The 14,052-nt window shown below is 64.9% G+C and carries 10 protein-coding genes; 4 read left to right on the top strand and 6 right to left on the bottom strand.

Translation table 11 applies throughout. The features are described 5' to 3' along the window. The first annotated feature begins 164 nt into the window (after positions 1–164). Positions 165–794, top strand: coding sequence for a hypothetical protein (locus tag Q7V31_RS05450; RefSeq protein WP_304732893.1), 630 nt, complete (start codon positions 165–167; stop codon positions 792–794). Here the strand turns inward: Q7V31_RS05450 and Q7V31_RS05445 are convergent. From Q7V31_RS05445 to Q7V31_RS05420, 6 genes are all read right to left on the bottom strand, one after another. Next, a complete protein-coding gene (locus Q7V31_RS05445; protein WP_304732892.1) occupies positions 791–1,804 on the bottom strand; it encodes an NADP-dependent oxidoreductase in 1,014 nt (337 codons plus the stop codon). The genes Q7V31_RS05450 and Q7V31_RS05445 overlap by 4 nt on opposite strands. Positions 1,805–1,880: 76 nt before the next feature. Further along, positions 1,881–2,906 carry an NADP-dependent oxidoreductase gene (locus tag Q7V31_RS05440; RefSeq protein ID WP_304732890.1) on the bottom strand — a complete coding sequence of 342 codons (1,026 nt, stop codon included), beginning with the start codon at positions 2,904–2,906 and terminating at the stop codon, positions 1,881–1,883. Between the two features lie 124 nt (positions 2,907–3,030). Then, a complete protein-coding gene (locus Q7V31_RS05435) occupies positions 3,031–4,437 on the bottom strand; it encodes an efflux transporter outer membrane subunit (protein WP_304732888.1) in 1,407 nt (468 codons plus the stop codon). A gap of 10 nt (positions 4,438–4,447) precedes the next feature. Next, the gene (locus Q7V31_RS05430; RefSeq protein ID WP_304732886.1) at positions 4,448–6,394 is read right to left on the bottom strand and encodes a MacB family efflux pump subunit; all 1,947 of its coding nucleotides are present in this window, start codon (positions 6,392–6,394) and stop codon (positions 4,448–4,450) included. After that, complete coding sequence (locus Q7V31_RS05425; RefSeq protein ID WP_304732884.1) at positions 6,391–7,632, bottom strand: efflux RND transporter periplasmic adaptor subunit; 1,242 nt, start codon at positions 7,630–7,632, stop codon at positions 6,391–6,393. Before Q7V31_RS05425 ends, Q7V31_RS05430 begins: the two co-directional genes overlap by 4 nt. Positions 7,633–7,713: 81 nt before the next feature. Then, complete coding sequence (locus Q7V31_RS05420) at positions 7,714–8,712, bottom strand: NADP-dependent oxidoreductase (RefSeq protein ID WP_304732882.1); 999 nt, start codon at positions 8,710–8,712, stop codon at positions 7,714–7,716. A 174-nt stretch (positions 8,713–8,886) separates the two neighbouring features. Between Q7V31_RS05420 and Q7V31_RS05415 the strand changes: the two genes are divergently transcribed. The 3 genes from Q7V31_RS05415 to cimA all read left to right on the top strand — a co-directional run bounded on the left by Q7V31_RS05415 (position 8,887) and on the right by cimA (position 13,765). Beyond that, a complete protein-coding gene (locus Q7V31_RS05415; protein WP_304732880.1) occupies positions 8,887–10,551 on the top strand; it encodes an NAD+ synthase in 1,665 nt (554 codons plus the stop codon). Further along, a complete protein-coding gene (gene gltX / locus Q7V31_RS05410; protein WP_304732878.1) occupies positions 10,548–11,909 on the top strand; it encodes a glutamate--tRNA ligase in 1,362 nt (453 codons plus the stop codon). Before Q7V31_RS05415 ends, gltX begins: the two co-directional genes overlap by 4 nt. A 209-nt stretch (positions 11,910–12,118) precedes the next feature. Next, complete coding sequence (gene cimA, locus Q7V31_RS05405) at positions 12,119–13,765, top strand: citramalate synthase (protein WP_304732877.1); 1,647 nt, start codon at positions 12,119–12,121, stop codon at positions 13,763–13,765. Positions 13,766–14,052: the final 287 nt, after the last annotated feature.

Here is a 14,052-nt window from a genome sequence, read left to right as displayed (position 1 = left end):
TCCATGCCGGGTGGATGCCGGTTGGCCGTCCGGAAACGCGACCAGACAAAATCCCGCGCACGGATGATTAGAAAAGGCCCGGTAAGTCCGGGCCTTTTTCTTTTGCGCCGATGGCGCTAAAAGAAAGCGGGGGCTGTTTCGGCAATTTAGCAAGGGATTCGCCGATGAGCCTGATAAACAGCTGGAAATCGATATGCGTTGCCGCGGCCGCGCCGCTCCTGCTTGGTGCAGGCGTGGCAGAGGCGAGCAATCCATCCGGCTGGCGGGCGCCCGCCCCCGACGACAGGCTTTATGCCGTCACGATTTTCATGGGCGAGGGCACGGAGGACAATTTCAGCGACGTGCTGGAAAATTTCTTCGACGTCAAAGGCTCGACCGACCACGTAGTGGCCGTCACCGCTTCGCGCCTTCTCGGCTGGTATGGCCAGTCGCTCAGTTTCGAAGCCGAGTTGCTCTATGCCTACCACTATGGCCGCGAGGCCTATCACGAGTTCGGTACCGCGGCTTACGCACGCTGGCACGACTTTCCGTGGAACAACTATGTCGCGACCACACTCGCGGTCGGCATGGGCCCATCCTACACCACCGCGTTTCCTCAGCTCGAGCAACAGCCCGACGGCCGCCGCTCGCGCACCCTGAACCAGTTCAACCTGCAAACGACCTTCGCCCTGCCGTCGCGGCAGGACATTTCGCTCGTCGCGCGCCTGCAGCACCGCTCGGGCGTCTTCGGCGCCTTCAACGGCGTCACCGACGCCTCGAACTTCCTGACACTCGGTCTGCGCTACGAGTTCTAGCTGACCTTGATCAGTCGCCGCCCGAGATTCTCGCCCTCGAACAGTCCGATGAAAGCGTCCGCCGACCCCTCCAAGCCCTCGGACACGTCTTCGGTGTAGACGAGCTTCCCCTCGTGGATCCAGCCCGCCATCTCGGCCTGCGCCTCGCGGAACCGCTTGAAATAGTCGAACACGACAAGCCCTTCCATCCGCAGCCGATGCGTGATGAAGCGTGTCACGTTGCGGATGCCGGTGAGCTCATTCTCGGCGCGGTTATATTCGCTGACCTGGCCCGAAACGACGATGCGCCCATGTTCCTTCATGTTGAGGATCGCCGCATCGAGCATTTCGCCGCCGACATTGTCGAAATAGATGTCGACACCACCGGGGCAGGCCGCCGCGATCGCCTTGCGCAGATCGGCGCCGCGATAAGAGAAACAATCGTCGAAGCCGAGCCCTTTGACGTAGTCACATTTCTCTTTCGATCCGGCGATGCCGACGACGCGGCAGCCCTTCATCTTGGCGATCTGCCCCGCCGTCGCGCCCACAGGCCCGGCGGCCGATGAAATCAGCACCGTGTCGCCATCTTTCGGCTGGCCGAGATCGAGCAGCCCGAAATAGGAGGTGAGGCCCGGAATGCCGAGCACGCCGATTGCGGCCGTCGGCCGCAACTTGCCGTGATAGATCGCCGGATCGAGCTTCTGCACACCGCGCCCGTTCGAAACGGCGTGGCTGACCCAGCCGAAGCCGCCGGTCACCCGGTCGCCCACGGCGAACTTCTCGTTGTTCGATGCCTCGACAATGCCCACCATCGCACTGTCGATGGTCTGGCCCACCGGCAGCGCCGCCGTGTAGCTGTCGCCCGAAAGCCGCCCGCGCATTCCCGGATCGACGGAGTGGAATTCGGTGCGGATGAGAATGTCATGCTCGCCGATACCCGGCAGCGTCACATCCTCCAGCCGGAAATTCTCGGCCTTCGGCTTGCCCGTGGGCCGCGACGCCAGCACCCAGCGCTTCGCTTTGATCGGCATGATTCTTCCTCCCATTTTGAATCATTATGGCCCGGGCTTCGAACCCGGGCCACCATGCCGTCAGCGAAAAGAACGGTCAGACCACTTTGTCCGGTCCGATCTTGACCAGCATCTTGCCGAAATTGCCGCCGGAGAAGAGCTTGAGAAACGCCTTCGGCGCGTTCTCGATACCGTCTTCCACCGTCTCTTCCCATTTCATCTTTCCGCCTTTGATCAGCGGCCCCATCTCGGCAAAGAATTCCGGCAGGTGCTGGAAATAATTGGAAACGATGAAGCCTTGCAGGCGGAGGCTCTTGCCGACGATCTGGATCAGGTTGGTCGGGCCGGGCCGGGGCTCGGTGTCGTTGTATTGCTCGATCATGCCGCACATGGCGAGCCGGCCGTTCGGCCGCATCGAATTGATCGCCGCTTCCAGGTGCGCGCCGCCGACATTCTCGAAATAGACGTCGATGCCCTTCGGAAAAGCTTTGGCGACGGCTACAGTGAGATCGCCGCAGGTCTTGTAGTTGATCGCCTTGTCGATACCGGCGACCTCTTCAAGCCACTTGCACTTGTCGTCCGAACCGGCCGAGCCGACGACATAACAGCCATGCGCCTTGGCGAGCTGACAGACGACCGAGCCGACAGCGCCTGACGCGGCCGACACGAACACGGTCTCGCCGTCCTTAAGATCGGCCACTTTGAAAAGCCCGGCCCAGGCGGTCATGCCCGGCATGCCCAGCGTGCCGAGAAACGCCTCGATGGGTCCGAGCGAGGGATCGACCGGCGAGAAGCCGGCCGCCGGCGCCGTCGCATATTCGCGCCAGCCCAGCATGTGATTGACAAAAGTGCCGACCTTCAGCTTGTCGCTGTTCGACGCCACCACCTGGCCGATCGCGCCGCCTTCCAGCGCCTTGCCGATCTGGAACGGCGGCACATAGCTTTCGCGGTCCATCATCCGCCCGCGCATGTAAGGGTCGACCGACATCCATATGTTGCGCACCAGCACCTCGCCGTCGCCGGGTTGGCGGGCGTCGGCGCTGGCCAGTTCGAAGTCGCTTTCCTTCGGCGTGCCGACGGGTCGCGCCTTGAGACGAATTTCCTTGGAAATGAGGTTTTTCATGGGGGGGCCTCCAACATGTTTTGAATTGGAGGCAGCCTAGCGGCCTTTGCCCTGCGGTGAAAGCCGTACAAGCGCCGCCCTTGAACAACACGTTGTGAGCAAATGGACGGGCAGGGAAGGGCGCTCAGCTCTCCCAGCCGCCGCCCAGCGCCACATAAAGATCGACGGCCGAGCTGTAGCGGTTGAGGCGCGCCTGCGCGGCGCTGTCGCGTGCCGAAAGCCAGTTGCGCTGCGCATCCAGCACCGACAGCAAGTCGCTGGCGCCGGCGCGATAGCGCGCCTCGGAAACATCATAGGCCCGCCTTGCTTCGGCGGCGGCGATTGTAAGCAGCGCCTCGCGCCGCGCATTGGCGTCGGCGCTCGCCAGCGCGTCTTCGACTTCGCCGAAGGAGGTCAACACGGTCTTCTGGTAATTCGCCGCCAGCTCCGCCTGCCGTCCCGTGGCTGATTGCAGATTGCCCTCCAGCGATCCACCCGAAAAGATCGGCGCCAGCAGCGATCCCGCCAGCGACGTTGCCGTCTCGGCCGGGCTCATCGTCGCGAAACTGCGCGTCACCGAAGCGGAAATGTCGAGACTGGGGAAGAACGCAGCGCGCGCCGCGCCGATATCGGCATTGGCGGCAAGAAGCTGCGCCTCGGCGCGGCGAATGTCGGGCCGCCTTTCGATCAGCGCCGCCGGCTGTGCTGTGGCGATGACGGGCAGGGCAAGATGGGCCGTGCCGCTACCCGTCACCGCGAAGCCTTGCGGCGCCCGGCCCAGCAATATCGCCAGCGCGTGGCTGTTGGCGGCGAGGTCGCGTTCGAGCGGCGGAATCCCCGCTTCGATATTGGCGATATTGTTGCGCTGCTGCGCGATGTCGAGCGCCGATGTGCTGCCGGCATTGTAGCGTGCCTCGGCAATCCGGTAGGTCTCGCGCGCGGCCGCCAGCGATTCCTCGGCGATCGTCAGCCTGTCCTTGGCATTGAGAATGTTGAAATAGACCGTCGCCACTTGCGACTGCACCATCAGCCGCGTCGCGTCGCGGTCGAACACGGTCGCATCCAGCGTCGAGCGCGCCGACTGGCTCTGCGCGCGGTAGCGGCCCCAGAGGTCGAGCGCGTAGCTTGCCGAAAGCCCGATGCTGGCGCTCTCGCGCGACGGCCCGCCGTCGATTGCCCGGCTGGCGCCGCTGCCGCTGCCCGACACGTTCGGAAGAAGCGCGGCGCTGCTGGCGCGCAACGCACCCTGCGATTGGTCGATCCGCGCCAGCGCCGACACGATGTCGAGATTGGTCTCAAGCGCCGCCGCCATCAATGTGTCGAGCTCCGGATCGCCGAAGTTTTTCCACCATTCGGCGCTCACCGCTTGCGCGCCGGTTGGATCCGCCATGCTCCACGCCGCCGGCGTCTCGATCCCCGGCCGCTTGTAGTCAGGCACCATGCTGCAGGCCGCCAGCATGAGGGAGGCAAGTGCCGGCGCCATCCGCTTTGTCACCCGCCGCCGAAGCGCGGGCGCGCGGCACGCAATATGAGAATGAAGATATCTGCTCATCGTCGCATCCTCACTCGGTTGCCAGCGCGGCCACGGGATCGAGATTGGCCGCCTTGCGCGCCGGCAGATAGCCGAAAAGCAATCCCGTCAGGAAAGCGCAACTGAAGGCAAGAATGGGCGGCCCGGCCGAAAAGGCGACATTCATGCCCGCCCATTGTGCGATGCCCGCAAGCCCGAGCCCGAGCAGAATGCCGCTGGCGCCGCCGATCCCGCACACGACCAGCGCCTCGGTATTGAATTGCAGCAGGATGTCGCGCTTGCGCGCCCCGGTCGCCATGCGAATGCCGATCTCGCGCGTGCGCTCGGTCACGCTGACCAGCATGATGTTCATCACGCCGATCCCGCCCACCAGCAGCGAGATGGCGGCCACCGAGCCGAGCAGGATCGTCAGCGTCGTATAGGTCGCATCGGCCATTTCGAGCAGCGAGGCGGTGTTGCGGACGCGGAAATCTTCCGTGCCGTGCCGCGCCATCAGCAACGCCTCGATTGCCGCCTGCGTCTCATCGATATAGGCGGCATCCGTCACCTTGACGCTGATCGAGGACAGGTGATGCCGGCCAAACAGCCGCATCGTGCCGGTCGTCATCGGCACCAGCGCCACATCGTCCTGATCGCGGCCGAACATCGCCGCGCCCTTGGCCTGCATCGTGCCGACCACCTCGAAGGGCACGCTCTGCACCAGCACATACTGCCCGACCGCGCTCTCGCCGTCGGGAAACATCGTTTCGGCGACCGTCTGCCCGAGTACGATCACCGGCGCATAGCCGTTGACATCCGCCTGATTGAAAAACCCGCCCTCGGCGACGTCCCAGTCATTGACCAGCGGAAATTGCGGCCATGTGCCCTGGATCTGCGTCCGGTGATCGCGATTGCCGAACCGCATCGTCACCCCGGTGCTGCGTTCGGGCACGGCGGTGACAACATTCGGCAATTCGAGAATGGCATGCACGTCTTCGATGTTGAGCGTGGTCACTTCGGCCGTCCGCACGCCGGGCCCGCCGGCGCGCACGATCAGCAGATTGGTCCCCATCGCCTGGATCTGCGACATCACATTGGCTTTGCTGCCATCGCCGATGGCGAGCATCACGACAACGGCGCCGACGCCGATCACAACACCGAGCAGCGTCAGCGCGGTGCGGAAGAGGTTCATTCTGAGCGAACGGAACGCCATCTTGACGGCCTCGCCCACATCGGCACCGAAAATCAGCGGCCGGGCCGGCGCACCGCGATCCGCGCCGCCGCGCCGCGTCTCGTCCGGCGTCGTGACGCTGTCCTCGACGACCTTCCCGTCGGCCAGCCGGATCAGCCGGTTGGCATGCGCCGCGACCGTCGGATCGTGGGTGATCAGAATGACGGTATGGCCATCGGCATTGAGTTCGGCGAGCAGCGCCAGCACCTCGGCGCCGCTCTGGCTGTCCAGCGCGCCGGTCGGTTCGTCGGCCAGGATCACCTGCGCGTCGTTCATCAGCGCCCGCGCGATCGAGACGCGCTGCTGCTGACCGCCGGAAAGCTCGTTGGGCCGGTGGTTGCCGCGGTCGGCCAGGCCGAGCCGCGAAATCAATCGTTGTGCGCCCGCGGCCCGCACCTGCCGGCTCTTGCCGGCATAGACGGCCGGAAGCTCGACATTCTCGGTTGCCGTCATGGTTGCCAGCAGATTGTAGCGCTGGAACACGAAACCGAATGTGTCGCGCCGCAGCGCCGCCAACTCGTCGCCCGAAAGCGTTGCCACATCGGCGCCATTGACGAGATAATGCCCCGCGCTCGGCCGGTCGAGACAACCGATGATGTTCATCAGCGTCGATTTGCCGGAACCGGATTGCCCCATGATGGCGACGAACTCGCCGGCCCGGATGGTCAGCGACACGCCGTCCAGCGCCCGCACTTCGGTATCGCCGGTGCGATAGACGCGCGTGACGTCGCGCAACGCGACAAGCGGTGGATGGGTCGGCGCGGTCACAGGAACGGCCCGCCGAAACGCCGCGATCCGCCGCCGCCGCGCTGTTCGGTCTCGAGGCCGCCCGTGCCGAGGACCACCTCCTCGCCCGGTTCGAGCCCCGACACGACCTCGGCCGAAACGCGACTGGCGATCCCCGTCTCGACGCGCCGTGTCTCGGGTCCGCGCGGCGTCATCACGCTCACATTGTAGATGTTGTCGCCCTCGCGCGACGGCCGCAACGCCGCCACCGGCACCAGCGGCACGTCCCGCGCCTCGCCAAGCAGGAAAAACACCTGCGCCGTCATCTCGCTCATCAGCAGGCGGTCGGCATTGTCGATATCGATCAGCACATTGTAGAGCACGACATCGTTAAGCACCTCGGGCGTCGGCAGAATCTGCCGGATCGTCGACTCCCGCCGGCGCCCGGGATGGCCGAGCGTCATGAAATAGACCGACATGCCGACATGCAGCTTGCCGATATCGGCCTCCGCGACCTGCGCCTTCACCGTCATCGTGTTAAGATCGGCGATTTGCAGGATCGTCGGTGCCGTCTGCGTCGCGTTGAGCGTCTGTCCCTTCACCGCCGGCTGCGCCACCACCGTGCCGTCCATGGGGGCATAGAGGCGCGTATAGCCGAGATTGGTTTCGCCGCCTTCGACCGTCGAACGCTGCTGGGCAATCTGCGCCGTGATCGAACCGATCGATGCCCTGAGCGTCTTGACCAGCGTCTCGCTGGTGTCGAGTTCGTTGCGGCTGACGGCGTCGATCCGGGCGAGATCGGCATTGCGCCGGTATTGCCGTTCGGCCAGCACCAGTTCGGCCTGCCGCCCCGCAAGCTGCGACTCGAGATCGGTCAGCCGCGCGCGAGCCGCCTGCACTTCGGTTTCATAGATCTTGGCGTCGATCTCGGCCAGCAACTCGCCGGCCTTCACCTCGTCGCCGATCTCGACATGCACTTCCTTGAGCTGGCCGGAAACCTGCGCGCCGACATTGACGTCGTTCTTCGGTTGCAGCGAGCCGAGTGCCGTCACCGTCTGTTCGATGTCACCACGTATGATTGTCTGCGTGCGATAGGTTTCGGCCTCGCCGCCGCTGAAGGCGCTGTAGACCCCCCACAGCACGACAAAAATGGCGACGCCCATGCTGATGCGCCGCCAGCCCGGCGAAAGCTGGTGCCATCTTGCTGTCAGCGCGGCCGGGATCGCCCGGGCCCGCGCCCATGCCGTTGAAGTCATCGCGCCGCCGCTGTCATAACCCATCTGCCGCCGGTCCGTTTCAATGCCCCGTTTGAGAGGTTGAACGGACTGACAGGGCGGTTCCGTCGCGGAAATCCGCCGTTTTCAGTCGAGTCGAACCATCCGCTTACCAATATTGTCTCCGGCAAGCAGGCCGACCAGTGCCTGGGGCGTGTTTTCGAGCCCCTGCATGATGTCTTCCTTGACCTTGAGCTTGCCCGAGGCAACCCAGCCCTGCAGCTCTTCCAGTGCCTTCTCGTGCCGGTCCTGATAATCCATCACGATGAAACCGCGCATCGTCAGCCGCTTGACGACGATCAGGCCCGGAATGCCGCGCGGCCCATGCGCCGGCGCCGCCCCGTCATATTGCGACACCGCCCCGCAACAGGCGATGCGGCCGAAATTGTTCATGCCGAACAGGCAGGCCTCCAGAATGTCGCCGCCGACATTGTCGAAATAGACGTCGATCCCCTTCGTTGCCGCCGCCCGGAGCGCCTTGCCCACAGGCGCGGCCTTGTAGTCGATCGCGTGGTCGAAGCCGAGTTCGTCGGTCAGCAGCTTGCACTTCGAGGCCCCGCCCGCGATACCGATCACATTGCAGCCCTTGATCTTGGCGATCTGCCCGACGATCGAACCGACCGAGCCCGCCGCCGCCGAAACCACCACCGTCTCGCCCGGTTTCGGCTGGCCGATATCGAGCAGCCCGAAATAGGCGGTCAGCCCCGCGATGCCGTAGACGCTGAGGAGATGCGACAACGGTTCGAGCTTCGGCAGCTTGTTGACGGTCTTCGCCTTCAGCGCCGCATATTCCTGCCAGCCCGTGTCGCCGAACACGAGGTCGCCCTTGGCAAATCCCGGCGCCTTCGACTCGATCACCTCCGACACCGAACCCCCGGCCATCACCGTTCCGGCCTCCACCGCCGCCCGGTAGGTCGCGCCCTGCATCCAGGCCCGATTGGCCGCGTCGAGCGAAATCAGCCGCGTCTTCACCAGCACCTCGCCGTCCTGCGGCTTGGGCACTTCGCCCTCATGCAGCCGGAAATGGCTGGTCGCGAGCTTGCCGCTGGGGTTTTCGACCAGCAGAATCTGGCGGTTGACGGTCATGACGTGTTCTCCCTCGGAAATTTCCTGCTGGCGGGGAGCCTAGCGCCAGGGATCGCCCGGCGCACCCCTGAAAGCCCGTTCATCCGCCTACTATTGTGACTGCGTCCCTCAACCGCTAGAAACACCGTTCCCGGCCCCATATATCCCTCAGAAGCACCGGATTCCGCCGCCCCCATGACCGACAAGCTCCGCATCGCGCTGGCCCAGCTGAACCCCGTCGTGGGCGACATCGCGGGCAATATCGAAAAGGCTATCGAGGCGCGCCGCGTTGCGGGTCTCGAAGGGGCGGACCTCATCGTCTTTTCCGAACTCTTTCTGACCGGCTACCCGCCGGAAGACCTCGTCCTGAAGCCGGCCTTCCAGCGCGCCGCCATGGCCGCCGCCGCCGAGCTGGCCCGCCACACGGCCGATGGCGGCCCGGCCGTGCTGATCGGCACCCCCTGGGTCGACAATGGCAAGCTCCACAACGCCGTCCTCCATCTCGACAAGGGCGAAATCAAGGGCCACCGCTTCAAGGTCCACCTGCCGAACTATTCGGTCTTCGACGAACCGCGCGTTTTCGCCGGCGGCCAGATGCCGGGTCCCTTCGACATTCGCGGCGTCCGCATCGGCGTCCCCATCTGCGAGGACATCTGGTATCCCGACGTTGTCGAATGTCTGGAAGAATCCGGCGCCGAATTGCTGCTGGTCCCCAACGGTTCGCCCTTCGACTTCGACAAGTTCGACGCCCGCATGCAGCTCGCGCTCAGCCGCATCCGCGAAAGCGGCCTGCCGCTGGCCTATGTCAATCAGCTCGGCGGCCAGGACGAACTGGTCTTCGACGGCGCGAGCTTCGTCCTCAACGCCGATTTCTCGCTGGCCCTGCAGATGCCGGCCTGGGAAGAAAAAATCGCCATCACCGACTGGACGCGCACCGGCAAGGGCTGGGTCTGCGCGCCCGGCGAAAAGGCATTGGTGGAGGAGGGCGACGAGGCGCTCTATCTCGCCGTCGTCCAAGGCCTGCGCGACTATGTGAAAAAGAACCGCTTTCCGGGCGTCGTGCTCGGTCTCTCCGGCGGCATCGATAGCGCCCTGGTCGCCGCCATCGCGGTCGATGCACTCGGCGCCGAAAACGTCCACTGCGTGATGCTGCCCTACCGCTACACCTCGTCGGAAAGCCTGACCGACGCCGAAGCCTGCGCGAAGCTGCTGAAGGTCCGTTACGACGTGGTACCGATCGAAGCTCCCGTCGCCGGCTTCACCTCGGCGCTCGAAACACTTTTCGAAGGCCGCCAGTCCGACACGACGGAAGAAAACCTGCAGTCGCGCACCCGCGGCGTCATCCTGATGGCGATCTCCAACAAGTTCGGCTCGATGCTGCTAACCACCGGCAACAAGTCGGAAGTCTCGGCCGGCTACGCCACCATCTATGGCGACATGAATGGCGGCTTCAATCCGATCAAGGATCTCTACAAGTCGCGCGTCTTCCGCCTCGCCCGCTGGCGCAACGAGAACATGCCGAAAGGCTGTGTCGGGCCGAAGGGCAGGGTGATCCCCGAACGCATCATCACCCGGCCGCCTTCGGCCGAACTGCGTCCCGACCAGAAGGACGAGGATTCGCTGCCGCCCTATGACGTGCTCGACGACATTCTCCATTGCCTGATCGAGGAGGAAATGTCGGCCCGCGACATCGTCGCCCGCGGCCATGACCGCGACATGGTCAAGCGCATCCAGCACCTCCTCTACATCTCCGAATACAAGCGCCGCCAGGCCGCGCCGGGCGTGAAAGTCACCACGCGCAATTTCGGCCGTGACCGCCGCTACCCGATCGTCAACGGCTTCCGGGACGTCGACCTGTGAGCGCCGCCGCCCCCTCCAACACCATCGTCCGCTTCGCGCCGTCGCCGACCGGCCGCCTCCATGTCGGCAACGCCCGCGCCGCGCTCTTCAACTGGCTCTTCGCGAAGAAAGCCGGCGGCCAGTTCATGCTGCGGATGGACGACACCGACGACGAACGCTCGACGGCCGAATTCGCGGCCGGTATCGAAGCCGACATGGCCTGGCTCGGCCTTGCCCACGACATCTTCGCCCGCCAGTCCGAACGTCTCGCCGCCTATGAAGCCGCCGCCGCGAGGCTGAAAGCCGAAGGCCGCCTCTACCCGGCCTACGAAACCGCGACGGATCTCGACCGCAAGCGCAAGCGCCAGATGGCGCGCGGCCTGCCGCCGGTCTATGACCGCGCCGCGCTGAAGCTGACCGATGAAGACCGGGCGGCGCTCGAAGCCGAAGGCCGCAAACCGCATTGGCGCTTCAAGCTCGAACAGGTCCACACCGCCTTCGACGATCTGATCCAGGGCCATGTCGAGGTCGACGGCGCCTCGCTGTCGGACCCGGTGCTGATCCGCGAGGACGGCCGCTTCCTCTACACGCTCCCCAGCGTCGTCGACGACATCGACTTCGCCGTCACCCATGTCATTCGCGGCTCGGACCACATCACCAACACCGGTGTGCAGATCCAGTTGATCCGCGCGCTGGGTGCGGAGCCGCCGGCCTATGCCCATTACTCGCTGCTGAACGGTCCGGAAGGAAAGCCGCTCTCGAAACGCGACGATGCCGAGCGTTTCTCGCTCGCCGCGCTGCGCGAAGCGGGCGTCGAGCCGATGGCGCTCAACGCGCTGCTGGCCCGCCTCGGAATGCCCGATCCCGTCGAGGCCTGCCTGTCGCTCGATACGCTTGCCGAAACCTTCGACATCACGCGTCTCGGCCGCGCCGACATCCGCTTCGACCCGGCCGATCTCGCCCGCGTCAATGCCGCGATCCTGCATCTGACGCCCTATGCCGAGGCAAAGCCCCGCCTTGCCGCGCTGGGCTGCGATCTGGGCGAAGATTTCTGGACCGCCGTGCGCCCCAATCTCGCGCTCTTCGCCGAGGCGGCGGATTGGGCGCGCGTGGTCGAAGGCCCGCTCGCCCCGGTCATCGAGGACGCGGCCTTCGCCACCGCCGCCGCCACCGCCCTGCCGCCCGAGCCGTGGGACGAGGCCACCTGGGCCCTCTGGACCGAGGCGGTGAAGGCCGCCACCGGCGCCAAGGGCAAGGCGCTTTTCATGCCGCTCCGCCTCGCGCTCACCGGCCTGCCGCATGGACCGGAACTGAAAAACCTGCTACCTCTGATCGGACGGAAGCGGGCCGACGCCCGGCTCCGTGGCTTAACGGATTGATTTCGTTAAGGTTTTTGTAACGGCACCCAGCGAGGATACCGGCATGAACCCGGCACGCTCGATCATCCAGGGTCTGATTATTAGCGGCTGATTTTTATCCGCCGCCGCCGTACAAACACGCCTGCAAACATTGTGGAAAACGGACCGGTCGGTGGCGGATGTCACCCGATTTCGGCGCCTTCGCGCCCTCCACGATGCGGAACCGAACCATGAGCAAGGCCAGTAAAGACCGCCTCTACCTCTTCGACACCACGCTGCGCGACGGCGCGCAGACGACCGGCGTCGATTTCAGCGTCGAGGACAAGCGCCTGATCGCGACCCTGCTGGACGAGCTGGGGCTGGACTACATCGAAGGCGGCTATCCGGGCGCCAACCCCACCGACACGGCCTTCTTCGGCGATCCGCCGAAACTCGCCCATGCGAAGTTCACCGCCTTCGGCATGACCAAGCGCGCCGGCCGTTCGGCCTCCAACGATCCGGGCCTCGCCGCCGTGCTCGAAGCCGACACCGCCGCCGTCTGCCTGGTTGCGAAAAGCTGGGACTTTCATGTCGCGGTCGCGCTCGGCATCACCAATGACGAAAACCTCGAAAGCATCGACGAAAGCGTCCGCGCCGTTGCCGCGCGCGGCCGCGAGCCGATGATCGACTGCGAACATTTCTTCGATGGCTACAAGGCCAACCGCGAATTCGCGCTGGCTTGCGTGCATACCGCGCTCGACGCCGGCGCCCGCTGGGCCGTGCTCTGCGACACCAATGGCGGCACCTTGCCCGATGAAGTCGAACGCATCGTCGGCGAGGTGATCGCATCCGGCGTGCCGGGCGACAGGCTCGGCATCCACGCCCATAACGACACCGAAAATGCGGTCGCGAATTCCTTGGCCGCCATCCGCGCCGGCGTGCGTCAGGTGCAGGGCACGCTGAACGGCCTCGGCGAGCGCTGCGGCAATGCCAACATGGTCTCGCTGATCCCGACCCTGCTCTTGAAACCTCTCTATGCGGATCGTTTCGAAATCGGCGTCACGCCCGAACGCCTGAAAAGTCTCGTCCATGTCTCGCGCACGCTCGACGAAATCCTCAACCGTGCGCCCGACCGCTATGCGCCTTACGTCGGCGAAAGCGCTTTCGCCTCCAAGGCCGGCATCCATGTCTCGGCGATCATGAAGGATCCCCGCACCTATGAGCATGTGCCGCCGGAAACGGTCGGCAACAAGCGCAAGATCGCGGTCTCCGATCAGGCCGGCAAATCGAACATCCTGGCCCGTCTCGAAGAGGCCGGCATCGCCGCCGATCCGGCCGACCGCCGCCTCTCCCGCCTGCTCGATGAGGTCAAGGAGCGCGAGTTTCTCGGCTATTCCTATGACGGCGCCGAAGCCTCCTTCGAATTGCTGGCGCGGCGCATCCTCGGCGAGGTGCCGGAATATTTCGACGTCGAATCCTTCCGCGTGCTGGTCGAACGCCGCTACAACGCGCTTGGCGATCTGGTCACCGTCTCCGAAGCAACCGTCAAGGTTGTGGTCGATGGCGAGAAATTCATCTCGGTCGGCGAGGGCGTCGGCCCCGTCAACGCGCTCGATCAGGCGCTCAGGAAAGACCTCGGCAAATACTCGCCCTTCATCGAGGATCTGCGCCTCGTCGACTTCAAGGTCCGCATCCTGACCAGCGGCACCGAAGCCGTCACCCGCGTGATGATCGAAAGCATGGATGGGCGCGGCAACCGCTGGTTCACCGTCGGCGTCTCGCCCAACATCGTCGATGCCTCCTTCCAGGCTTTGTCGGACTCGATCACCTGGAAACTCCTCCGCGACGGCGCACCGGCCAAAAAGAAACCGTCGGCAAAAGCGAAAGCCGGCGCGTAAGGCACCGCCGCGAGGAAGATTACTCACGCAGAGGCGCAGCCGGTCCGCCGAAGCTCCGAAGGAGCGCAGGAGGAAGGCGCAGAGGGGAATGTATGCGTAACCGGTTCCCGTTTTCTGTCGCCTGATTGCCTTTGCCGGGCAAAGCCCGGCAAAAAATGAAGTGGCGCTTGCGGGAGTCTTGTGCATTTGCGCCAGATCGCAGCACCTCTGCGTCTCTGCGCCTCTGCGTGCAAATACCCTCTTCTTCGCGTCTTCGCGCCGGAGCCTGTCCTCGGGATCGCCGAAGG

This window comes from Parvibaculum sp. (assembly GCF_030651915.1).
Taxonomy (GTDB): domain Bacteria; phylum Pseudomonadota; class Alphaproteobacteria; order Parvibaculales; family Parvibaculaceae; genus Parvibaculum.
This window is presented reverse-complemented; position numbering and strand designations above follow the sequence as displayed.